Source organism: Pirellulales bacterium (genome assembly GCA_036499395.1).
In the GTDB taxonomy this organism is placed as follows: Bacteria; Planctomycetota; Planctomycetia; order Pirellulales; family JACPPG01; genus JACPPG01.
Map to the genome: position 1 here is coordinate 51,028 of DASYDW010000123.1, position 22,995 is coordinate 74,022.

General features: G+C 61.1%; 18 protein-coding genes. 5 read left to right on the plus strand and 13 right to left on the minus strand.

All coding sequences use genetic code 11. The features are described 5' to 3' along the window. Positions 1-36 precede the first annotated feature (36 nt). Positions 37-408 (plus strand): response regulator, encoded by a 372-nt coding sequence (locus VGN12_24285; GenBank protein HEY4312590.1) that lies wholly within the window; start codon positions 37-39, stop codon positions 406-408. A gap of 21 nt (positions 409-429) precedes the next feature. Here VGN12_24285 and VGN12_24290 read toward each other — a convergent pair whose 3' ends face one another. Further along, positions 430-1,491, minus strand: a complete 1,062-nt coding sequence (locus VGN12_24290) for a hypothetical protein (GenBank protein ID HEY4312591.1) — start codon at positions 1,489-1,491, stop codon at positions 430-432. A gap of 128 nt (positions 1,492-1,619) precedes the next feature. After that, positions 1,620-3,197, minus strand: a complete 1,578-nt coding sequence (locus VGN12_24295) for an Hsp70 family protein (protein ID HEY4312592.1) — start codon at positions 3,195-3,197, stop codon at positions 1,620-1,622. 384 nt (positions 3,198-3,581) lie between these two features. On the opposite strand from VGN12_24295, the gene VGN12_24300 reads away from it, so the two are divergent. The 3 genes from VGN12_24300 (at position 3,582) to VGN12_24310 (ending at position 8,959) form a co-directional block, all read left to right on the plus strand. Further along, positions 3,582-6,362, plus strand: a complete 2,781-nt coding sequence (locus VGN12_24300; GenBank protein ID HEY4312593.1) for a VWA domain-containing protein — start codon at positions 3,582-3,584, stop codon at positions 6,360-6,362. 47 nt (positions 6,363-6,409) lie between these two features. Next, on the plus strand, positions 6,410-7,567 hold the full coding sequence (locus VGN12_24305; GenBank protein ID HEY4312594.1) for a hypothetical protein: 1,158 nt from the start codon (positions 6,410-6,412) through the stop codon (positions 7,565-7,567). A 384-nt stretch (positions 7,568-7,951) separates the two neighbouring features. Beyond that, positions 7,952-8,959 carry a hypothetical protein gene (locus VGN12_24310; GenBank protein ID HEY4312595.1) on the plus strand — a complete coding sequence of 336 codons (1,008 nt, stop codon included), beginning with the start codon at positions 7,952-7,954 and terminating at the stop codon, positions 8,957-8,959. A gap of 84 nt (positions 8,960-9,043) precedes the next feature. On the opposite strand, the gene VGN12_24315 is transcribed toward VGN12_24310, so the two are convergent. The 10 genes from VGN12_24315 to VGN12_24360 all read right to left on the minus strand — a co-directional run bounded on the left by VGN12_24315 (position 9,044) and on the right by VGN12_24360 (position 18,783). Then, on the minus strand, positions 9,044-9,394 hold the full coding sequence (locus tag VGN12_24315; GenBank protein ID HEY4312596.1) for a hypothetical protein: 351 nt from the start codon (positions 9,392-9,394) through the stop codon (positions 9,044-9,046). Between the two features lie 90 nt (positions 9,395-9,484). Beyond that, positions 9,485-10,396, minus strand: a complete 912-nt coding sequence (gene folP, locus VGN12_24320) for a dihydropteroate synthase (protein HEY4312597.1) — start codon at positions 10,394-10,396, stop codon at positions 9,485-9,487. 10 nt (positions 10,397-10,406) lie between these two features. After that, entirely contained in the window at positions 10,407-10,976 is a 570-nt protein-coding gene (locus tag VGN12_24325; GenBank protein ID HEY4312598.1) for an LptE family protein, read from the minus strand. Continuing rightward, positions 10,973-12,433, minus strand: coding sequence for a tetratricopeptide repeat protein (locus VGN12_24330; GenBank protein ID HEY4312599.1), 1,461 nt, complete (start codon positions 12,431-12,433; stop codon positions 10,973-10,975). Before VGN12_24330 ends, VGN12_24325 begins: the two co-directional genes overlap by 4 nt. Positions 12,434-12,453: 20 nt before the next feature. After that, positions 12,454-13,212, minus strand: a complete 759-nt coding sequence (recO, locus tag VGN12_24335; protein HEY4312600.1) for a DNA repair protein RecO — start codon at positions 13,210-13,212, stop codon at positions 12,454-12,456. A gap of 18 nt (positions 13,213-13,230) precedes the next feature. After that, positions 13,231-14,517 (minus strand): hemolysin family protein, encoded by a 1,287-nt coding sequence (locus VGN12_24340; GenBank protein ID HEY4312601.1) that lies wholly within the window; start codon positions 14,515-14,517, stop codon positions 13,231-13,233. After that, a complete protein-coding gene (ybeY, locus tag VGN12_24345) occupies positions 14,514-14,987 on the minus strand; it encodes an rRNA maturation RNase YbeY (protein ID HEY4312602.1) in 474 nt (157 codons plus the stop codon). The genes VGN12_24340 and ybeY overlap by 4 nt, the downstream gene beginning before the upstream one ends. Before the next feature lie 74 nt (positions 14,988-15,061). Beyond that, positions 15,062-16,669, minus strand: a complete 1,608-nt coding sequence (locus tag VGN12_24350; GenBank protein HEY4312603.1) for an HDIG domain-containing protein — start codon at positions 16,667-16,669, stop codon at positions 15,062-15,064. Positions 16,670-16,720: 51 nt separating this feature from the next. Beyond that, a complete protein-coding gene (locus VGN12_24355) occupies positions 16,721-17,674 on the minus strand; it encodes a PhoH family protein (protein HEY4312604.1) in 954 nt (317 codons plus the stop codon). 233 nt (positions 17,675-17,907) lie between these two features. Then, a complete protein-coding gene (locus VGN12_24360) occupies positions 17,908-18,783 on the minus strand; it encodes a phosphatidate cytidylyltransferase (GenBank protein HEY4312605.1) in 876 nt (291 codons plus the stop codon). A 263-nt stretch (positions 18,784-19,046) separates the two neighbouring features. Between VGN12_24360 and cysC the strand changes: the two genes are divergently transcribed. Beyond that, positions 19,047-19,700, plus strand: a complete 654-nt coding sequence (gene cysC, locus VGN12_24365; protein ID HEY4312606.1) for an adenylyl-sulfate kinase — start codon at positions 19,047-19,049, stop codon at positions 19,698-19,700. 146 nt (positions 19,701-19,846) lie between these two features. On the opposite strand, the gene cphA is transcribed toward cysC, so the two are convergent. Continuing rightward, a complete protein-coding gene (cphA, locus tag VGN12_24370; GenBank protein HEY4312607.1) occupies positions 19,847-22,570 on the minus strand; it encodes a cyanophycin synthetase in 2,724 nt (907 codons plus the stop codon). Positions 22,571-22,995: the final 425 nt, after the last annotated feature.

Consider the following 22,995-nt stretch of genomic DNA (forward strand, 5'->3'; position numbering starts at 1 on the left):
GCGGACGATCTGATCTTCTTAGCTGCGAGTGCAACAATGCCCAAGCGCGTTCTTGATGTTGGCCAGTGTGTGCCGGATCATTTCGCGATCCGCAGGTTGCTGGAATCGCGATTTGGCGCCGTGGTCGTACAGGCGCACGGACTCGCTGATGCGCTAACGCAGATGCGGAAAGAGCCGATCGACCTGGTGCTTATCAATCGCAAGCTCGATGCTGATTACTCGGACGGCATGGAAATCTTGACCACGCTGAAGGGCGACGCCGCTCTCTCCGCGGTGCCGGTGATGCTGGTCAGCAATTACGCCGACGCGCAGGCCACGGCCATCGCGGCCGGCGCAATCCAAGGTTTCGGCAAGGCAGAACTCGGCAGTACGGCGACCGCGGAAAAGCTGCAAGCTGTACTCGGCTAACCGCCGAAATGACCGCCTGCTTTACGCCTTTTTGAACATCCCGCCGATGATCGAACCGATCCCGGCGGCGACTACCCCTGCAACGAGCGCTATGCCGACCAATTTCATGGTGCTCCCCACGCCCCAATTCTTAGCGATCCGGGGAAAGAAGGTGCCGAACATGACCAGCCCCATGAAGGCCCACATGAAGCCGAATCCGGCGCCGATCTGCCTGCGCTTCTTCATCGTTGCCTTGTCGGCGGTGGGAGCCGCTTCGCCATTATCAGCCGCGGCAGCGTTGGTCGCCTTGGTCGCCTTGGTCGCGGGCGTTTCCACGCTGGCCAGCGACGCGCCGGTCGCGACGCCGGCATGCATCTGTGCGGCCGCGGCCTCCTTCGGGTAATACTTGGCCACCGCGGCATGGACCTCGGCCGGGGTGCAAATGATCGTCCGCACCGGCATGCCGATTCGCAACCGCAGTTCTTCTTCGATTTCCGGAACCAGCGGGTTGGGCGACGCCATCAGCAATTCGCCATGATCGGCTAGCACCGGCACGCACGAATGCTGCCGCGCCAGCACGGCCGGCACCTTCGGCGCCAATTCTTCGCTAACTCCGACATCGCCCAAGTCGATATAAGGCAAGCCCAGCGATTCGGCGTAGGCCATCATCACGACGTCGGCCGGGACCTTCTGCTGGATCACGGCGTCGCGGATTTCGAGGTTGATCGCCTTGGCCAGGTTGCGGGCCTTCTCGAGCGCCGCCGCGTCGATGATCTTTCGCCCGACCAGAATCTCTTCCAACGTGTGCTTGCGGCGTTTGCTGGTCTCGGCCCGGCCCAGCGAAGCGTCGTATTCACCTTTACGGCGCGTGTCCGTCAGGCAGAGCATGGCCTTGGCCAACTCGTTCAAAAGCTCTTGAGATTGCTGCGCGAAGTCGCCACTGGCGAACTTGCGCACGTGCGAATTCATCTTGCGATAGTGCAAGCGAATCTTGGCCGGATCATCCTCGAACTTGCCCAGCCGCAGGAGCTGATAATGCGTCAGAGGGCGGGTCGTCTCGGTGATGCCCAGCCAATCGCGATAAACTTCTAACTGCTTCGCCATGAAACGCGTGTGGATTCAAGATGACTGAAAATCGTGTTTGTTCTGGCTCGCACATCTGCTCGGCCGATGGCCCCCGCCCTGGGCAATCATCGTGGCCATTCCCGTCGAACGTCTAGGCCGGATCGAGTCTATTCCACGACATAATCCTTCGCCAGACTCTGATAAGCGTCGACCTGGGTGTCGTCCAAGCCGCTTTTGCGCTGGATATCGATCGTCGCTTCCTGGCCGCCGGTCACGTCGCGGGCCCGCACGCGCACGCGCCCCGAGCTGTCGAACGCGTAAGTCACTTCGATCGGCGCTCCCTTGGGCAGATTCGCCGGCAGGTCCTTGATGCTGCAATTGCCGATCAGCAGGCAAGCATCCGGGTCGGGCGCGTCCCCTTCGATGACCTTCACCGTCACGCGTTGCTGCGCAGGAGCGTTGGTGTGAAAGGTTTGCTTCGCCTCGGCGGGCAAGCGCGTGTTGCGGCGGATCATCAGGTGGTTGATCATCTTGCCGGTGCGCGGATGCTTGACCGCCACGCCCAGCCCGTGCGAGTTCACGTCCTCTTGCTTGATCTGCTTCAAGTATTTGCGCACTTTGTCGGCCAAGTCGCTTTTATCGCCGCGATACTTGGCTTCGAGAATCGCGGCATGAATCGCGGCTCCCTGGGCTACCGACGTATGGGGCGAAATCCCCTGGTACGGCTTGATGCCGGTCGCCTGCTCGAGAATCTGCGGCACCTTCGGCATCAGCGTTGAACCGCCCACCAGCACGATCGCATCAAGTTGCCCGGCTTCAACCTTGGCCTGCTCCATGACTTGCTCGGTCGTATCGACCGTGCGCTGCAGCAGGTCGGCCGTCATATCCTCGAATTGTTCGCGCGTGATCGGGATGGACAGGCTCTTGCCGCCGTGCCGGCAGATGATCGAAGTCTTATCTCCCTCGGTCAGCGCGATCTTGGCCTGGTCGCAATCGTGGCGCAACATCTGCATTGTGTTGGGCGAGCTATGCACGTCCAGGTTGTGTCGCGATTGAAACTCCTTAGCGACATGTTCCAAGATGCGATCGTTCCAGTCGACGCCCCCCAACTGCACGTCGCCGTCGGTGGCCAGAACCTGGAAATGTGTGGGTGTATAACGTACGACCGTCACGTCGAACGTTCCGCCACCCAGGTCATAGACGAGAGCCTGATGCGGCTTATCGAAGGCTGCTTTCGCGGCTCCCAGTTCGTTGCGGTGCCAGGCATAGGTCAGCGTGGCGGCTGTGGGCTCGTTAATGATGTCAACCACATTCAGCCCGGCAATCTTCCCGGCGTCTTGCGTGGCCTTGCGGCGCGAGTCATTGAAATAGGCCGGCACCGTGATCACGGCATTGCCGATCTTGCCGATCTGCTTCTCGGCGTCCTGCCGTAGCTTCTTGAGGATCAACGCCGACAGGAACTCGGGCGTGATCTCGTGGCCGTCGAACGTGCGCTTGTACTCGACACTGCCCATGTGCCGCTTCACGCGTTCCACGACGTGCTCGGGATCCTCCATCGCGGCCCGCATGCGACTGGGGCCGACGACCACGTGACCGGAATCGGCTAAGAGGATCAGGCTGGGCGTTTCGACTTCCTCATCTTCGTTGGGCAGCGCGACCGGGTTCCCCTCCTCGTTCAGGTGGGCAATCGCCGAAAAGGTGGTGCCGAGATCAATGCCGACAGTCAGACCGGGTTGAAACTCCATGGGCGACGAACTTCCGCGTGAGTCGGGGAGGGACAGGATCCGAGCGAGTCGCAATAGGGGGCCAGCATGACCGGTCCTGGCAGCCGCGCCCGGTACGGCCTGGGGACCGGTCCCCGCGGCGACCGGAGATGCGATTGTGGGCTGCCCCGGGGGGAGAGTCAACGATGCCCTCCTAGTTGACTCTATGCGTGGCGCGGCGTCCGGGGAAGAGGCGCCTCGGTGCCTCATTAAAGGACTGTAAAGCCGTCGGATTTTTCTTGCGATTGCCTAGCGAGTTCGGGTAGCATTCGCGCATAGAGCTAGGCAGGCGCCCGGAACCGCCTGCCGCTGGCCGATTTCTACATTCACGGTTCCGTGAATTCTCGCGCCAAAGGAGAGGCTTCTATGTCACGCAAGTGGACGTCGTTAGTTGCTGCGCTCTTGGTGTCCCTGATTTCGACGAACGTCGTTTTTGGGCAGGTTGCAGAAGGAGTGGATCCGTTCGGATCCGAAACTCCGGATAACCCGTCCGTCCCGGCAAAGGAAAAGCCGCGCGGCGGTGGCGGTGGATTGCGCGGCATGCGCGGCGCGGCGGCGCGGGCTGCCGCCGACCAGCCAGTCCCCGGCGGCGGCGGTCTCGGAGAGCCGAACAAAACTCCCGAGGTCGATTTCGCAAGGATTCTGAAACAGCCCATCGATTTCGAGTTCGCCGATACGCCGCTGGCGGATGTCGCGGAATACTGCGGCAAGAAACTAGGGATCAACGTCCGGCTGGATCGTAAGGGGCTAACGGATGCTGCGGTCGATGAATCCGCGCCGGTCACGTTCTCGACGGTAAAACCGGTCTCGTTCGAATCGGCGTTGCGAATGATTCTCGACGAATTCGATCTGACTTTCGTCGTCGTGAATGAGGCGCTGACGATCACCAGCAAAGAGAAGGCCGACGAGATCATGGTGACGAAGGTTTACTTCGTCGGTGACTTGATGAGGACAGGTCCCCAGAAAAGTCCTCAATTTGGAGCACTGATGAATCTCATAACGTCAGTGATTCAGCCTGACTCGTGGGACGACAACGGCGGTCCAGGCTGCACTCACCCTTTCGGTCGCGATTTCGTCGTCGTCAGCCAGAAACAGGACGTCCACGACGAGGTGGTAACTCTCTTCGAAAAGCTACGCGAGCAATTGAAAACTCGCGGTACCTCCTTGAACGCCGGGAAGGACGAGATCTCGGCCAGGCTCTATTCCGTCGGCACGGCGTCGGGGATGCAGATGGCGGACGCCATTAAGGCGCTCGTCGCGCCGTCGACTTGGAAAGATCAGGGGGGCCAGGGCGAGATTCGCGTCGTCGAGCGCCGCGCGCCAACCCAAGGTCAGCAGCCCAACAGTGCCACGGCAGGAGACTCGCTGCTCATTCGCCAAACCGGCGAAGTGCATGATCAGATCACGGAGATATTGGCGGGTTCAAACCCCACGAACCTCATACCGATCAATGGCCCGATGGGCGGAACGGGCGGCGCCGTAAGTGGCGGGATGATGGGCGGTGGCGGTGGCATGGGCGGTGGAACGGGCGCTGGCATGGGTGGCGGAATGGGCGGAGGGATGATGGGTGGCGGGACGTTTGGCGGCGCCGCGGGGGGCGGCCGTCGTCGCGCCGCGCAGCCCGCAAACTTGCAACAGTCGCAAACACAAGGACGCCCGCCGCAGAATGAGCTTTCCCTCGTAATCCCACGCCGGCCCGGCGACGTCGACAACCACAATGTTCCCGCTGTTGGTGCAAACGGCGGCGAGGCCTATGCATCGATCGTCGAGAACGTCTTCGAATCGGTTTGGCAACAGCCTCTCTCGACCTTCTCGATCGACGTTGATACGGCTTCCTACGCCAATGTGCGGCGTTTTCTGAATCAGAACAGTCGGCCTCCGGCCGAGGCTGTGCGCATCGAAGAGATGGTGAATTACTTCCACTACGATTACGCTCCGCCGCAAGATAACGTCCCGTTTGCCGCGCACACGGCGGTCGCCGATTGCCCTTGGGCCCCCACGCACCGCCTGGTGCGCGTCGCCCTAAAGGGGCGCGAAATCGCGGTCGACCATCGTCCTGCCACGAATCTGGTGTTTTTGCTCGACGTCTCGGGCTCGATGAATGACCCGAACAAACTCCCCCTGGTCAAGGAGGGAATGCGCCTGTTGGTCGGCAAGCTCGACGAGAACGATCGCGTGGCGATCGTGGTCTATGCCGGCGCGTCAGGCCTGGTGCTCCCATCGACCCGGGGGAACGACAAGCAGACAATTCTGCAGGCCATCGACGCTCTGCAACCCGGCGGCTCGACCAATGGAGCCTCGGGCATTCAACTGGCCTACGAAACCGCGGTGGCAAACTTCGTTCGGGGCGGCGCGAATCGCGTAATTCTGGCGACCGACGGCGATTTCAATGTCGGCATTACCGATGCCGACCAACTCGTCGCGCTGATCAAGGAAAAGGCCGCCAGCGGCATCTTCCTCAGCGTGCTCGGCTTCGGCATGGGCAACCTGAAAGACGCCACGCTCGAGCAACTGGCCGACAAAGGGAACGGCAACTACGCGTATATCGACTCGCTGGCCGAAGCCCGCAAGGTCCTCGTCGAACAACTTTCCGGCACGCTGGTGACGATCGCCAAGGACGTCAAAATTCAGATCGAGTTCAATCCGGCGCGCGTGCAGTCGTACCGACTGATCGGCTACGAGAATCGCATCCTGGCCAAGGAAGATTTCAACGACGACAAGAAAGACGCCGGCGAGATCGGGGCAGGGCACACGGTGACCGCCCTCTACGAAGTCATTCCGGCGGGCGCACCGAGCGCGGTCGACAAGTTGGAGTATCAAAGCCCGCAACTGAATCCCGCCGCCGAGCAGTCGAACGATCTCTTGACGCTTAAGCTGCGCTACAAAGAGCCGGAGGGTGATGAGAGCAAGTTGCTGAAGTTCCGAGTTGCGGATCGCAGCCAACCGATTGCGGCCGCAGGAGACGATTTCGAATTCGCCGCGGCCGTGGCCGCCTTCGGCATGATCCTGCGCCAATCGGCGCACAAGGGGAGTGCCAACATCGACCTCGTTCTGCAACTCGCCGAGGCAGGCCAAGGGGCCGACCGCGACGGCTACCGCCTGGAATTCACGGACCTGGTGAGAAAGGCCAGGGCCATTTCGCCGTAGAGATCCTTGATCGCCAGTTCGTCACTTGTCCGAAAAGGAGCAGATTCATGTCAGCGACAGCACCACGTCGTGTTTACGGGATTGCCTTGGCGATTTTGTTACTCTGCGGCACGTCGCAGGTCACTGCCGACGAGCCGGAAAGCCCGAAGGCGATCGAGGCTGCAAAAGAAATCACGATCGATCGGAACGCGCTGGGATCGGCCGGCAGCCATGCGGTCATTACGGCCGAGTCCGACGCAGGTGCCGCGGCCGCTATCGCAAAGGCTTTGAAACAGCCCGTCGATCTAGAGTTCGTCGACGCGCCACTGGTGGACGTTGCAGAACATTGCGGTAAGAAATTCAACATCAACATCCGGCTGGATCAAAAGGGGCTGACGGATGCGGCGGTCGACTCATCCGCACCGGTCACGTTTTCGACGCTTAAGCCCGTCTCGTTCGAATCGGCGTTGCGAACGATTCTCGAGGAATTCGATCTGGCTTTCGTCGTCATGAATGAGGCGCTGGCGATCACCAGCAAAGAGAAGGCTGATGAAATCCTGGTGACGAAGGTTTATTACGTCGGAGATTTGGCAAGAGCGCGCCGCGAGGCAACGTCATCCTTTGGGGCGCTGATGAATCTCATCACGTCGACGATTCAACCCGATTCCTGGGAAGACAACGGCGGCCCGGGCAGTATTCAAGCCTTCAACCGCGACTACCTGGTATTCAGTCAGAAGCAGGAGGTTCACGACGAGACAGCGCAGCTCTTCGAAAAGCTACGCGAAGAATTGAAGGCGCATAGTCACGCCGTGAATCCCGAGAAGCCTGAGCTATTTACCAGACTTTATTCCGTCGGCGCGGCGCCCGGCGGCCAGATGGCCGACGCCATTAAGAAACTCATCGGCCCCGCGAGCTGGAAGGACCAGGGAGGAGACGGCGAGATTTGCATCGTCGACCGTCGCGGCCCAGCGCCGCCGCAGATACAAGGGCAACCCGCTCCGCCAACCGGAGATGTGTTACTGATTCGCCAGTCACCTGAGGTACACGACCAAATTGTTGAAATCATGACCAGTCTCAATCCCTTTGGTGGGCCGAGGCAATTCGGAGGCGTCATTGGGGGAGGCATGGGAGGCGGAAGTGGAAACGTGGGGGGCGGGATAGGCGTTGGTGTGGGCGGAGGAATGTTCCGCGTGCCGAATCATTCACAGCAGCCGAAATTTAAGTAACGAAGCCGGACGCCGCGGCCTCGGCTGCGATAAGGAATGCCCATAATACGTTCGACCTGACGGCACGAGAGCACGCCGTAGGTGTGCAACAGGCTAGCCCAGGGCAACGCCCTGGGTGATTGGGTTTTATCTACTATGAGCAAAAAGCCCTGTAGGGGCGAAACAACTCATGGCCTTTCCACCTGTTGCGCCCTTGCAGGGCTTTTTCGAAACTACCGAACTGAAACCCCAGGGCGTTGCCCTGGGCTATTTTGTGTGACGCCTACGGCGTCTAGGAACCTATGAATAACGGCGAGGCACCGAGCTCGTCGCGGTCATTGCACCGCATTAGACTAAAAACGCGGGTCCGTTTAGCACTGTTTTCAAGGAATTGAGGAGCGACTCATGTCACGTTGGATCGCGTTCATCGTCACTGCGTTCTTGGTCGTTGCCGTCCAACAAGCTGACGGTGAGGATACGCCGATTCCCGCGCAATCGGCTGTGGCAGAAACGGCCCCGACTGTCGACTTCGAGGCCATCCTGCGTCGGCCGGTGAAAGTCGAATTTGCTGATACGCCACTCTCGGATGTGGCCGATTTCTTCGCCGCGAAGTTCGACATCAACGTGCAACTCGACACTAAAGGTCTGGCTGACTCGGCGGTCGATTCCGCAGCTCCGGTAACGATCTCGCTCCGCAAGCCGATTTCGTTCGCGTCGGCACTACGGCTGATTCTAAACGACTTTGACCTGACATTCGTTGTCCAAAACGAGGTTCTGAAGATCACAAGCAATGAAATAGCGGGGGAATTCCTAACGACTGAGGTTTACTTTGTCGGTGATCTCGTCAAAACCGTTTGGCCGAAGACCCCGCAATTCTACGGGTTGATGAACACGATCTCGTCGACCATTCAGCCAGATTCGTGGGACGACAGTGGCGGACCTGGCAGCATGGAGCCGTTTCACAATGAGTTCTTGGTTATCGCTCAGACACAAGCTGTACACGAAGAATTGGAAAAACTGTTGCGCGATGCACGCGCACAGATTAAGGCTCATTCCACTGGTACGGAGCCGCTCGGACCGAACGAAATGCGGCCGCTGATATATTGGGTTCCGGCGGGTTCCGGCGAGCAAATGGCTGCGGCAATACGTAAGGTATTTTCACCCGCGACGTGGAAGGAGAACGGCGGCTGCGGAGAAATACGTGTTGTGCGCGCTGCGATTAGCGACGGTGAAAACCTACACGACAGTCTATTCGTACTTCAAACGGAAGACGTGCACGAACCGCTTACTGAGCTTTTGCGGATTTGGCAGTTTCGCCGACCATTAGTCATCGGAGGTGGCTCGACTGGTTCGCCAAAGGACGCGGGGGCAACGAACACGCCTACGCGCGAGAATGCTGCGCCTGGCAAGTAACCAGGAAGGCGTGAGAAACGAGAAGTTCGCAGACCGCGCCGCGCCAAACTCACGCACTAGAGTCGCGGGGTGGTGCAGTTTCCCCTACTCCGCGATCGCTTCTTTGACCGTCTGGACGAAGTGCGGCGTTTTGGCCGAGGCGGTGAGTTCGGCCGCCTTCTTGTCGGCCGCCTTGCGCTCGCTGTAATCGAACAGGGCGACCCGCTTCATCGACTGGTTAAAGACGCCCCAGAAGGCCTTCAGGCGGACGTCCTTGGCGGCCTTGGCACGGCTCTTGCGCTTGGCCGGAACCTTCTTTGCCGGCTTGCCATCGGCAGCCTCGGCGGCTTCGGCCTCTTTACGCAATTCTTTTCGATTGACGATCTTACGAGCCATGGCATGCTTCCCGCGCGTCGATTCCCCGGAGCGATCCGCCCGGCCGCTGATCCCCACCACCGAGGGGGAACTTGGGCGCCCATTGCCACCATAATAACCGATTCAGCCCCGACCGACTAGCGGAACCGCGGGAGTTGGGAAGCCCACGCGTCAGTCGTCGATGCGTCCTGGCCGGCCGTCGAGACCACCGGACGCCTCGAACAGCATCAGGGCCTGACGTACGGGGCCCACGTCGTGGACCCGGATGATCTGCACACCCTGTTGGGCAAGCGCCAGGGCCACGCCGATCGTCCCTGGCGTGCGGTCGACTTCCTTGTCGTGGATCACCTTGCCGATGAATCCTTTGCGCGAATGCCCGACCAGTACCGGCTGTCCCAGCTCGTGCAGTCCTCGGCAGGCGGCCAGCAGGGTCAGGCTGTGTTGGTGCGTTTTGCCGAATCCGATGCCGGGATCGAGGGCGAGTCTGTCGCGCTCGATGCCGGCCACGAGCAGCGCGTCGCGCCGCTCGCGCAAATAGGCGAAGACTTCGGCCACGACGTCATCGTAGCGCGGGTCGAGTTGCATGGTTTGCGGGGTGCCGCGCATGTGCATCGCGCACAAACCGGCCTTCGTCTCGAGCGCCACTTCAATCATCGCCGGATCGCCGGTGAGGGCCGTGATGTCGTTGATCACTTCGGCTCCGGCGGCAACTGCCTCGCGCGCCACCGCGGCTTTCCAGGTGTCGATCGAAATCGGCACGCGCGTCGCCTCGGCCACGGCCTGGACGACAGGCAGGACGCGTTGCAATTCCGCGCGTGCCTCGACCACATCGGCGAACGGGCGCGCGCTTTCGCCACCGATATCCAACAAATCGGCCCCCTCGGCCACTAGCCGTAGCGCTTGATCGACGGCCGCTTTCGTTTCCGCGAAACGTCCGCCGTCCGAGAAACTATCCGGCGTGACGTTGATGATGCCCATCACGAGCGGGCGAAGCGGCAAGGCGAGCGAGCGCGTCTTCAATTGCCAGGCGCGGGCGCGGCCAGGAATCTGGCCGGGATAGACAAGTGGTGCCTCGACGTTCATCACGCCGAGCTTACCACGGGGTCTCCATCATGGAAACGATCTGATAGGACAGCTTGGTCACCACGTCTTGTTGCGCCGTGGCCACGGATTGGCCGACTTCCGGCACCAGGTCCGCCGTCTGGCTGATATTGGCCACGGTGCCTGGGAGCGGGACCTTCTGCGATTGGGCAAGCAGCGCTCCCTGCCGATCGAGCCACGTGACCTCGATGAAGAATTCGACCTGCGATTCGCGCGGCTCGTCGGTCGGTGCCTCGACGATGATCCGCTTTACTTCGTTCAAAATGCGCCCCGAGAGGACGCTGTCGGCATTGGGATTGTTAACGACTTTGTAGTTCGTCCGCTTTTCAATCTCCTTGCAGACCGATTCGGTCAACTGCTCGGCCAGCCCCTTGCGGTAGCTGTCGGACTGAAACATGGGGACGTAAACCGTCTGAATGTCGGCGGGAAAGAGGGAGTCAGCGCCGAATCGATATTGCGCGCAACCCACGGTCACGACCGCCAGCGACACCGCGAGCAGGAGCGTGCCGAGAGCGGATCGCCCCCAGCTTCTGCCTCGCCAGGATGTATCAAGCGCGTTCATCGCTGATCCTGCGGTTGACGAGCTACGGCGGGTGCTTGTGGCGCGCCCGGCGGCGGAGTCAGTTGCGGTCCGGCGAAGATCGGCGAATCTTGCGGCGCTGTCGGCCCAGCCGGCGCGCCAGGCTGCAGAGGCACACCCGGTGCCCCCGGCGGCAATTGCGGCGCGCGGCGGAACTTGCTGGCGATCCACTCGATCTCGTTCTTCGAATCAGGCGGCTTGTCCTTGATCGAATCCATGTTCGCCTTGGCGAGGTCGGCGAACCGGCTTTGCGGATATTGCTTTACCACCTCGGCGTAGTAAAAGCGGGCCGCGTAGTAGTGCCGGCTGTTTTGATAGAACTGACCCAGCGAATAATCGCGCTCGGCCATTTGTGCTTCGATTGTCTTCAGGGCTTGCGCGATATTTTCACGCTCGTTCGGCATCTGCGCGACGAATTGCGTTTGCAAGGTCTGCGCCAGCTTCCTCGCCTCGAGCAGCGGCCGCGCATCGTAATGCGGCCCTTGATAGGAGCGCAGCTTGGCTTGCATGCCCAACAGGTGCGCCTGCGGCTGGAACTCGCTTTGCGGGAATTCGGTCCGCATCAGGTCGTAGTGATAGGCCGCGTCTTCCCAGCGACCATTCAAGAACAAGGTGTTGGCCGTGGCCATCGTGGCATCGTCAGCCAGTGGTCCGGTGGGGTCATCCATGCGGATGCTCTCGTAAATCGCCACGGTATTGGAGATGGTGTCCCAGACCGGCATCGACTTGTCTTTGAAATTCAAACCACGAACGGGATCGTCCTTGCTGCGCTGTTCCCAATAGCGGCCGATGGCGAAGCGGCGCTTGATGATGACGTCCAGATGGCGCGAGTTCTCGTACTTCTTCAGCAGCTTGTGGTAGGCGTCGCTCGCCTTGGGGTAGTGGTTCAACTGAAAGTGGGACTCGCCCAGCATGAACAGGGCGTCTTCTTGCAAGCTGGAATCGGGCCAGCGGTACGAGGCAACCTTGTATTCGTCGACGGCCTTTTCGTAATCTCCTTCGCGGAAATACAGATCGGCCATGTTGTAACTATGCCGGGCGATCGCCTCGTTCGGGCCGCGGCCGATCATTTTCTTGAAGCCAGAGGAAAATTTCTTCGGCGACGCGGCCTCTTGAACGCGTTCCCAAGTCGACGGCTTCTTTTCGTCGGGATCGAGCAGGTCCGGATCGACCGAGGAGGGATCGAACCGGTAAGGATCGTTCGCCGTGCTCGTCGAAACCGGTGTGGCCGAGGCCAGGTTGCCCGTGGCCGGACTCGCGCCCGGAGTCGCCGGCGCACCTGGCGACGTCGACCCTGCCGACGAGGCGGCGATGGCTGTCGAATAGGGCGTGAGGGGGCCTTCGACCGAAGCGATCTGCTTCGAGCCGGTGCAGCCTGCCGCGGCGCACAACGCCGCCGCGAGCAGTCTCATCAGGTGCTTACCGAAAACCGCGCGCATGCCAACTTCCGTGTTCGCTGCTAACTCGCCTTCGTTTTCAGGTAACCGTGCATGCGCAATTTGCGCCCCAGAAGATTGCACAGGTACTGATTCATCAATCCACGTAACTCGCCGCTGATCGATCGTTCGAGCACGATCGTGCCAGCCATCTCTTCGTTCGACTCGGAAAGCGCTAGCAAGGCACTGATTCCCTGCGCGCTGACCGAAACGATCTGTCGTTTGCCGCGTCGGCAAGCTTCGCAAAGCACGCCTCCGGCCAGTTGACCAAATGCCACGCGGCCTCGTGCCGCGAGGTCCTTTCCGCACTCCGCGCACTGCGCGAGCGCGGGCTGATGCCCGAGCATGCGTAGCGCATTCAATTCAAAACGCAACAAGACGACATCCACAGGCGCGTGCCCTTCCATCAGCCGCACAAGCGTATTGTCAGCGGCGTCGAAAAGGTCGGGATGTGGATCGGCGTCGTCAGTGAGCTCGTTCAATAACTCAGCGACGTAGTAGCCCGCGTATAGACTTGATAGGTCGCGGTTTGCCGGCCGATAGCGTCGCTCCAGCTTCGCCTCGGTCAGCAAATCGAGGGCTTCGGACGATTTGCGGAGGAAGACTAGCCGACATAACGACAGCAGGTCAAGGGCAGACTCAAACGGACCCTTGGGCCGGCGAGCCCCCTTGGCCAAGCCACGTATCTTGCCGAAATCGCGGGTAAACAGCGTCACGACGCTGCTTGTCTCGCTGAACTCAACAGCCCGTAATACCAGGGCCAGCGTCTTTTCGGCCGCCATAAGGGCTTACACGTTCTCTCACGCGCGCGAGGGATTCAAGACCTCGAGGCGCACGCGCTCGATACGCCGCCGGGTGACGTCAATCACGGTCAGGCGAACATCGTCGACAGTCATCGATTCGTTCACCGTCGGAATATGTCCCAGATGGCTGAAGACGAAGCCACCTATGGTGTCGAAATCGCCGTCCTCGGGCAGGTGCGTCCCCAGCCGCTCGTTGACTTCGTCGATGCGAACGCGGGCCTGCACTTCGGCCGTGTTGTCGTCGATGCTTTTGATGCCTTCGACCAGGTCCTCGTCATATTCGTCGACGATCTCGCCCACGATTTCCTCGAGCACGTCCTCGATCGTGACCAGGCCCGACACGCCGCCAAACTCGTCCAGCACCACGGCCATATGGTTGCGGTTCTGCTGGAACTCTTGCAACAGCTCGTCGAGGCGTTTTGTCTCGGGGACGAACAAGGCCGGACGTAATAAGCTGCTGACATTCGGGGTTCGCTCGGCCGGCGCCTTCATCAGTTCCGGCAGCAGGTCCTTCATGTGCAGGATGCCGATGATGTCGTCCCGGTTCTTGTCGTACACCGGAATTCGCGTGTGTCCTGAGGTGATGACGAATTTTACGACCTCGTCGAGCGACAAGCTGACGCGCATCGACAGCATATATGTGCGCGGCGTCATAACCTGCGCGACCTCGGCATCGCCGAGTTGAATCACGCCTTCGATCATCTCGCGCGCATCGTCCTCGAGTGATCCTTCGCGACTTGACTCACCCAGCATGCCGCGCGACTCGCCGTCCGACGAGGGTTCGCCAAGCGCCGCTGGGGTCTGGCCGGCAGCCATTTGCCCCAAGAGCTCGAATCGTTGCGCGGCGATCACCAGCGGCGCCAACAGTCGGCTTACCGCACGCCACACGGCCCAGGTCGCGGTGATGAACGAGGGACCGAACAGTCGGACCAGCGCGGCCGGAATCCACACATTCGCCATCAACACGGCCAACCCGCCCACGGCCGCGATCAGGCCGAATTGCGATAAGACGCTCCACTCCTTCACGGCCGGGAGCGACATCAAAAATTCGGCCGTCGCGGCCAGCAACACAGCGGTGGCCAGCACCTGCAAGCATTCCGCGCCGAGCGCCACTTGTCGCTGGCCGGCCAGGATTTCGCGTACGAGATCGTCCGCGCGGCGGCGCCGACACGCATCTTCAAGCTCGTCGCGCGATAAATCGCGCAAGACGTGGCCGGCGGTAGCCGCGATCGAGGCGACCAGCAAGCTGGCGACGGCCCACACAATCATGCTGCCCGCGATCAAGACTGGTTTCCTTTCCCGACCAATTGTCCTTGTGCCATGGTGCCTACGCTCAGGTCGAACCGGGCTAGGTATCGTGTCTCGGCTTCGCGCATGAGGCCGGCGTCGGCGGGCGACTTGTCGTCGTATCCAACCAGATGCAGCCCGCCATGAATGACATACAGCAAGAGTTCGTCGTCGGGCCGCCAGCCGTATCGCGGGGCGCTGGCCGTGGCCGTATCGGCGCTGACGACGATTTCGCCGTCGAGCCCCGCGGACGACTCTTCGAGCACGAAGCTCAACACATCCGTGGGATAGTCATGCTGCAGAAAGCGGCGGTTCAAATCGTGAATCGCCGGGTCGTCCACGATCGCCACGCTGATCGTGGCACGTGCAAAGCCGGCGTCGGCTAGAATCGCGGACAGGGCCGCGCGCAGACGCGGCTCGTCGACCGCCATGCGGTGCTGCTCATTGTTGATGTCAATTTGAATCACGGTCCGACAGCGATCGTGGTGTCAGGGTCGAGGTGTCAGCGGGTCGAAGCGAGGGCGGCCTGGGTCGACGTGCCTCAGGCCGTTCGCTGGTCGGGATATTTGACACGACCATGGTATACGGCTGTGAGCGATTTTATCAAACTGTCGCGGACAACGCGGAGTTGCTTCAGCGTCAGCCCACATTCGTCGAATTGTCCGTCCAGTAGCCGCTTCATGGCGATGTCCTCGACCAGCCCTTCGATGCGGGCTGGCGTCGGTTCGACCAGCGCCCGGGCCGCGCTTTCCACGGCATCGGCCAGCATCAGCACGGCCGTCTCACGCGTTTGTGGCTTCGGACCGGGATAGCGGAACGCCTCTTCATGGACCGATCCGCCATTCGGATTGGTTTCGTTCTGCTGGCTGGCACGGCGATAGAAATACTCGACCAGCGTCGTGCCGTGATGCTGCTCGATGAAATCGATCACTGGCTCAGGCAAATGATGTTGCCGGGCCAGGTCGGCGCCATCCTTGACGTGGGCGATGATGATCAGCGTGCTCATGGCCGGCACCAGCGAATCATGGCGATTCGAGGCGGCACTTTGATTCTCAACGAAATAGTCGGGCTTCAACATCTTGCCCACGTCGTGGAAGTACGCTCCCACGCGCACCAGCAGCCGGCGGGCGCCGATCGCTTCGGCCGCGGCCTCGGCGATCGAGGCCACGTTGATCGAGTGGTTGTAGGTGCCTGGCGCTCGGCGCACGAGCTCTTGTAAGAGCGGGTGCGAGGCGTCACCCAGTTCGAGCAGACTGATGTCGGTCAGCACGCCGAAGACCGATTCGATCGAAGGCAGCAAACCGGTGACGAAGAAGCCCGCGGCAAAGGCCCACAGCCCATTCCGCATAGCCAGCTCCCACAGCGGACTCCCGAGCGGTTGGCCTTCCAAGAGGCCGGTGATGAGTGACAAGCCGAAGGTCGCGACGCCGGTGAAAAAGCCAACTTTGATTAGCTTGCTACGACTGCGGATACGACCCAACAGCAGAATTGCCGTGGCCGTGGCACCGACCAAGACGACAAACTCACCCAGGCCATAACCGCAGACCAGCCCCAAAAAGATCAATAGCGACGTTGAGAGCAGCAGCGAGAGTTCTCGCTTATAAGCAATGCCGCAGGTCATGCCGAAGATCAAGACCGGTACGATCTCGGCCCGCCAAGGATAAGGCCAGGCCCAACATGCCAGCGCCGCCGACACCACGATCAAGGTCAGCAGCGTGGCGAACCGGCGCACGTCTTTCAGCAGCCGCCGGTCCTGGTGATAGATGAAGTACCCGCACAGCGCATACAGCGCGAAGATCATGCCGAATGTGGCCAGCGAACGGACGACACCGTGCATGTGCGAAGTTAAGCCGACTTCATGCGCATGATCCCGCTCGAGCAGTTGGATCATTTCCGGCGTCAACGGCTCGCCGGCATGTACCAACTCGTTGGCCGTCGATTGCGGGTCGTCGTCGACCGGAATCACGAGCGAGATATCCTCGCTCAGCACGTCGCCGACGCGATAGACGAACGGCGGTTCCCAGGCCTTGGTCACCGCCCACAGGACTATGGCCGCGACCACGCACATGCCGACGCGCATGAGAACATCGAGCCGCTGTGCTTGCGTCCAAAAGCGGGCGATACGGCCGGGCGGAGGTCGAAAGGACACAACCCGGGACGAACGCGTATTTTTCTTCGAGCCGATCGACATGGTAGAGGGTTAGGCGGTCGTACTGCGCCGCTTGGGCCCTTCCTCGTAGGCGCGCACAATATCCTGCACCAGGCGATGGCGCACGATATCCGCATTGCTCAGGCTGACTTGGGCCAACCCCTTGATCCGCCGCAGTCGTCGCTGCGCGTCGACCAGTCCGCTGGTCGCGTGGGGAGGCAAATCGATTTGCGTGGTATCGCCAGAGACGACGATCTTCGATCCTCGTCCCATGCGCGTGAGAAACATCTTCATCTGCGCAACGGTCGTATTCTGTGCTTCATCCAGGATGATGAACGCCTCGTTCAACGTCCGGCCGCGCATATAGGCCAGCGGAATGACTTCGATCAGATCCTGGTCCGTGTAACGGCGGATCTGGTCGACGTCCATCATCTCGCGCAACGCATCCAACAAGGGTCGCAAGTAAGGATTGATCTTGGCCTGCAAGTCACCCGGCAAATAGCCCAGGCTTTCGCCCGCTTCGACCGCGGGCCTTACGAGCACGATTTTGCGGATTCGCTCCTGCTTTAACGCGGCCACTGCCATGGCCACGGCCAGGTAAGTTTTTCCAGTGCCGGCCGGGCCTGAACAGAAGACAATGTCGTGCTCGGCGATGGTCTTTACATAGTTCGCCTGCCCAGGCGTACGCGGCACGATCTTGCGCCCCGCGTTCAAAACTTCGATCGCGGGCGTCGCGCCGGCTGCGTGGCCGGTCACGTCCGACAAGATGTGCGAGACCTGGTCGGCCTCGAGCGTCCCTTGACGATGCACCAGTGCCTTCAATTGCTCAAGAACCTCGGTGGCGCGAGCCACGGCATTGTCCGAGCCTTGAATGTGGATTTGGTCGTCGCGCGCCGAAATGTCCACGGCCAGAGCATCCCGAATCTTCCGCAGGTGCTGGTCGCGAGTGCCGAAAAGCGAAAGCAGAGCTTTCGCGTCGACCACCGAGATGGTTGCTTCTGTCATTCAGAGTGTGCCACGGCCGTCAACGACCGGAGCAACCGGAAAGGAACTTGTCCTCAGCTATTTTATAACTCACAGCCGGCCAGGGCGCACAGCCTCGGTCCGACCTCATGACACAAGTCATTATTTCCGCATGCTTTACGTCAAACACGATTTGCCGGGTGAGGCCCCTTCAACCGGTAAAGACCGTCCGCAAAAGCATGCGACCCAAGATCCATCATACGCACAAGCAGCGTTCAGAGCAGGTAATGCCACCAAAAGTACGCGACCGGGGCGCCGACGAGAATCGAATCTAGCAAATCGAGCACGCCGCCAAAGCCGGGCATCCAATCGCTCGAATCTTTCCGCCCCAGATCGCGTTTGAGCAATGACTCGGCCAGGTCGCCGATCGTGCCCGCCACGCCGACGGTCAGGCCAAACCCCAGCCACTGCCACGGGGCGACGGCGGGCGGGCTGACACGACTCATCGCGGGCCAAAGCACCGTTAGTGACAGCCAGGCCCCGAAGATGGCAAACACCACGCCGCCGAAGCCCCCTTCGATCGTCTTGCCAGGGCTTAAGCGCGGAGCGAGCTTGTGCCGGCCGATCAGTCGCCCCACGGTGTACGCCCCGATGTCGCACAGCTTCACGACCAAAATTAGCGAAGCGATCGCCGCCAACCCCCAATCCCCCTGAGGTCCGGCAAAGCGCATTTGAACGGCGAAACTCAACAACAGCCCGATATAGACCAGTCCCAGTGCCTCGAGGGCTAATCGTTCGGTCTGCCGCGCCGGCTCACGATAGCGAACCACTTCCACCACCAGTGCCGCGATCATGATGCCCGCTAGCGCGAGCGCCGGCCAGGTCCAGGTCTCGAGTGCGAACTTCGGCATCAACTGGGGAGCCCAGTTCGACGCCACGATCGCGACGTTTCCCAGATAGATCACCGCGCCCAGCGCTGAAGGCGCGCGCGCCGCGAGCATGCGCGAAAGCTCGTCGGTAGCCAAAAAAGCGATCAGCAGCGCCAGCGGCAACAGCCACACGCCAGGAGTCGACGCTTGCGCATCCAACCAGCAAAGCCCGGCTAGCAGAACCGAAAACAGAACGCCGAGCGTGATTCTCCAGCGCAGCATAACGTCGCATACCGTCAAACAGGGTGTTACCGCGAAACGACCATGATAGAGAGCAGCGACCTCGCTGACGAATCCCCAGGTTCGTGTTCTGTGCTCGGGGTAAGCGGAAATTGCTCGGCTGACGACGGCTAATTTGGCCGCAAATCGCACCTGACGGTGCCGGCGCGCAGCACGGCGGGCCCCTTTTCGCCCCTGGCAGACCGCGTTATGATCGGCGGTTTCCCAAGGTCCAACACCCCTCGATACCGGGAGACGTGAACCAAATGGCCAACGAAACCAACGTTACCTGGCACGAACACAGCGTTAGCCGCGACGAGCGCGAGAAGCTCAACGGCAATAAGGGGTGCGTGATCTGGTTCACGGGCCTAAGCGCCTGCGGCAAGAGCACGGTCGCCAACCTGGTCGACCACAAGCTGCACGCCCGCGGTGTCCGCAGCTATGTATTGGACGGCGACAACGTCCGCCACGGCCTGAACGCCGGGCCCGGCATGCTCAAGGAACGGCACGGCGAAGAATTCGCCAAGCGGTTCGGCCTGGGCTTTTCGGCCCAGGACCGGGAAGAGAACATCCGCCGCATCGGCGCCGTGGCCAAGCTATTCGCCGAGGCGGGCACGGTCGGCCTGACGGCGTTCATCAGCCCCTACCGCCGCGATCGCGACGCCGTGCGCGCTAGCATGCGGCCGGGCGACTTCATCGAGATCTTCGTCGATGCCCCGATCGAGGTTTGCGAAGCACGCGATCCGAAGGGCTTGTACAAGAAGGCCCGCGCCGGCGAGCTAAAGGGCTTCACCGGGATCGACGATCCCTACGAAGCACCGGAAAGCCCCGAGTTGACCTTGAACGCCGGCAAGAAAGACGCCGAGACGTTGGCCAACGAGGTGATCACTTACCTCGAGAAGTCCGGCAAGCTCTGCTAGACGGGCTCTATGCTAAGCGGGATCTGCTAAACGGCGATTACTCGCCGCTATTGTTAGAGCAGCGCCGATAACAGAATTGCGCGCGGTGCCCTGCTTATCCGCCACAGGCGGATAAGCAGGCGCTCTCCCCTGTGCGGCGAATAACCCTAGACCGCCTTCGGATTCCCAGCCGTGTAACCGGTGGCGCCGGTGTTCATCGCCAGGGTCGGCGAAGAGACGTTGTCCGCCTCGTCCTCGAGCGACTCACCGCTGGTGCTGGTCAGCGCGGGATGATTGGCCAGATAGTCGCGGACGAAGTCCAACGTGTCTTCGATAACGTCGGCTTGCAGCAGTAGCAGATCGCCAGGGCGCAGGGCATCGAGCGCCGCTTCAACGGCGTTGCTCGCTCCCTGATGGTCCGTGATTTCCTTGACGCGGGGTCCAGCCGAAAGCCCTTCTCGCAACAGCTGCATGATCTCGCCGTCAGCGCGGCCGCGTTTGTATTGATCCTCATACAAGATCACGCGATCGAACGCTTCGGCAATGATTTGACCCTGGCGCACCATGTCGCAATCGCGGCGATCGCCGGCCGCCGAGTAAACCACCGAGCGGCGCTCGTGCGGGAACGTGCCGATCGCCTCGATCAAGGCGGACAACGCCGATACATTGTGACCGTAGTCCATAATCACGGTCGCTCCGCCCACCGACAAGACATTGAACCGTCCCGGCACCATGTCGGATTCGCTGCTGAAGCTCTGCAAGCCGGCGATGATGTCGGCGAACGAGATGCCCAATCCCCAGGCGGCAGCGGCCGAGGCGAGCGCGTTTTCGGTCATAAAGGCGACGCGACCCTGTCGCGTGATCGGAATGTCTACGACCGGGACCTGGCAGTGAATCACATCTCCGGTGGCCAGAATCAGTTGCTTGTCTTTGACATACGCCAGACGACCGCCCGCCTGGCGATGCTGCTGCATCACGGGGTGCTGGTCGTCTTGTGCGAAGAAGATCACGGAACCACGGCAATGCGCCGCCATGCCGGCCGTGTATTGATCGTCGGCCTTGAGGACCGCAAAACCTTTCGGCGGAACGACGTCCACCGCAGTTCGCTTGACCAGGGCCATATCTTCGAGCGTGTTGATGTCCGACAGCCCTAGATGGTCTCCTTCGCCGATGTTCGTGACGACGGCCACGTCGCATTGGTCGAAGCCCAATCCTTCGCGAAGCACGCCGCCGCGGGCGATTTCCAGCACGGCCGCGTCGACCTTCGGGTTCACAAGCACGGTGCGAGCGCTTTGCGGTCCGCTGCAGTCGCCGGTTTCGATCCGGCGGCGATCGATATAGATCCCCTCGGTGCAGGTCATACCGACGTGCCGGCCGAGCGACATCAGGATGTGCGCGATGCAGCGTGTCGTCGTGGTTTTGCCGTTGGTCCCCGTGACGGCCACGATCGGGATACGGCCGTTATCACCTGGTGAGAACAGTGTCGAAACGATGGCATCGCCGACCGGTCGGGCCCGGCCCGACGAGGGCTCGATATGCATCCGCAGACCAGGACCTGCGTTGACTTCGACAATTACGCCGCCCTGTTCTTCGAGCGGCCGGCCGACATCCGACGCCACGACGTCGATCCCGGCGATATCCAGCCCCACGACGCGCGCCGCCTCGATCGCGCGAGCCGCGACTTGCGGATGCACGTGGTCCGTGACGTCCGCCGCGGTCCCTCCCGTGCTAAGGTTCGCATTACGGCGAATCAGCACACGCGCACCTTGCGGCGGAATGCAGTCGGGCGTAAAGCCTTGTTCGGAGATCACCGACATGGCGATTGTATCGATACGGATCTTGCTGAGCGCGGTTGCGTGATCGTCACCACGTTTCGGATTCGTGTTTTCGATCTCGACCAACTGTGCGACCGTATGAACGCCATCTCCCACGACCTGGGCCGCTTCGCGACGGGCGGCGGCAATCAGCTTGCCGCCGATGACGAGCAATCGGTAATCGTCGCCGGGCGCAAAACTCTCGACCAGCACGGTCGATTCCTCGGCCCGGGCGTCTGCGTACGCCTTCAACACTTGTTCGCGGGTGGTGAGATTCGTGATGACGCCTCGCCCCTGATTTCCGTACTGCGGTTTGACGACCACGGCCCCGCCAATTTCCTGGGCCGCCCGCCAGGCATCCTCGGCGTCTTCGACAGGGCGACCGGCGGGAGCAGGCACGCCCACGGTGCGCAACAGGCGACGGGTCAGTTCCTTGTCCTGGGCAATGGTTTCGGCGATGGCGCTGGTTTGATCGGTTTCGGCCGTCCATACGCGGCGCGACTTGGCACCCCAGCCCAATTGCACCAGGCTGGCACTGTTCAAGCGGTGCGTGGGAATACCACGGGCGTGCGCCGCATCGACGATCGAACGGGTGCTCGGACCGAGTTGTACTTCGTGCAGCAGCGACCGGAGTTGCGTCACCTGGGCATTCACGTCAAACGTATGATCGTGTACCGCGGCGAGGAACAGCCGCTGCGCCGCGTCGAGCGCCGATCGGCCGACGGCCTCTTCGCGATAGCGGACGATGACGCGATAAACGCCCGGTTCGCCGGTTTCGCGCGCCTTGCCGAAGCCCACCTCGGAGCCGGCGAGACATTGCAATTCAATGCAGATGTGCTCGAGGACGTGCGCGGGATAGGTTCCCTCGCGCAGACGCTGAAAGAATCCGCCCCGTTCACCAATGCTGCAACGATGCTCTACCAGCGACGGCAGCCAGCTCATCAACCGATCGTTGAAGCCAGGTAGCGAGTCGGAAGGCGAATCCTTGAAAGGCCCCAGGTCGACAATGGCTTCGAGCACGGGGAACGATGCCCAAATGTTCGGACCTCGCAGTGCCAACACCTTGCGGAATTCCATAACTCGCGTTCAGCCTTTCATCTGCTGTGGCAGGCGATCGAATCGCGCTGGAGTATGCAGCGCGTCAGTGATCGAAACCGGATTCGTCAATATTGGGGAGTGGTTGCTGGCAGTAGCTCGGCGTCCGAGCCGTCTGCTCAACGGTGGGATATTAACGCAAACGTCGTGATACTCTAAAGACGTCTTCTGGGAGCGAGCTAAGCGACCGCGCGAGTTCGCTGCTTGCTTTCGACCTTTGGGGTAGTGCGCAAAACTGACTTGCGGTGGGCTGTCGGCGTGTCAGACCGGCGACAGCAGTAGGGTAGGCATGCTACCCACAATCCTATCGCTAGGAGCGAGGCGAAAGCAAGAATCTCCCCGGCAAAAGCAAATAGGGCAAGCCGGATCAGAAAATCCGGGGGAATGTGATTGCCATAACCACCCCA

Bases quoted from the DNA above. Each gene is read 5' to 3' on its own strand.
- VGN12_24285 (HEY4312590.1), top strand. From the start codon at position 37: ATGCCCAAGCGCGTTCTTGATGTTGGCCAGTGTGTGCCGGATCATTTC.
- VGN12_24290 (HEY4312591.1), bottom strand. From the start codon at position 1,491: ATGGCGAAGCAGTTAGAAGTTTATCGCGATTGGCTGGGCATCACCGAG.
- VGN12_24295 (HEY4312592.1), bottom strand. From the start codon at position 3,197: ATGGAGTTTCAACCCGGTCTGACTGTCGGCATTGATCTCGGCACCACC.
- VGN12_24300 (HEY4312593.1), top strand. From the start codon at position 3,582: ATGTCACGCAAGTGGACGTCGTTAGTTGCTGCGCTCTTGGTGTCCCTG.
- VGN12_24305 (HEY4312594.1), top strand. From the start codon at position 6,410: ATGTCAGCGACAGCACCACGTCGTGTTTACGGGATTGCCTTGGCGATT.
- VGN12_24310 (HEY4312595.1), top strand. From the start codon at position 7,952: ATGTCACGTTGGATCGCGTTCATCGTCACTGCGTTCTTGGTCGTTGCC.
- folP (HEY4312597.1), bottom strand. From the start codon at position 10,396: ATGAACGTCGAGGCACCACTTGTCTATCCCGGCCAGATTCCTGGCCGC.
- VGN12_24325 (HEY4312598.1), bottom strand. From the start codon at position 10,976: ATGAACGCGCTTGATACATCCTGGCGAGGCAGAAGCTGGGGGCGATCC.
- VGN12_24330 (HEY4312599.1), bottom strand. From the start codon at position 12,433: ATGCGCGCGGTTTTCGGTAAGCACCTGATGAGACTGCTCGCGGCGGCG.
- recO (HEY4312600.1), bottom strand. From the start codon at position 13,212: ATGGCGGCCGAAAAGACGCTGGCCCTGGTATTACGGGCTGTTGAGTTC.
- VGN12_24355 (HEY4312604.1), bottom strand. From the start codon at position 17,674: ATGACAGAAGCAACCATCTCGGTGGTCGACGCGAAAGCTCTGCTTTCG.
- VGN12_24360 (HEY4312605.1), bottom strand. From the start codon at position 18,783: ATGCTGCGCTGGAGAATCACGCTCGGCGTTCTGTTTTCGGTTCTGCTA.
- cysC (HEY4312606.1), top strand. From the start codon at position 19,047: ATGGCCAACGAAACCAACGTTACCTGGCACGAACACAGCGTTAGCCGC.
- cphA (HEY4312607.1), bottom strand. From the start codon at position 22,570: ATGGAATTCCGCAAGGTGTTGGCACTGCGAGGTCCGAACATTTGGGCA.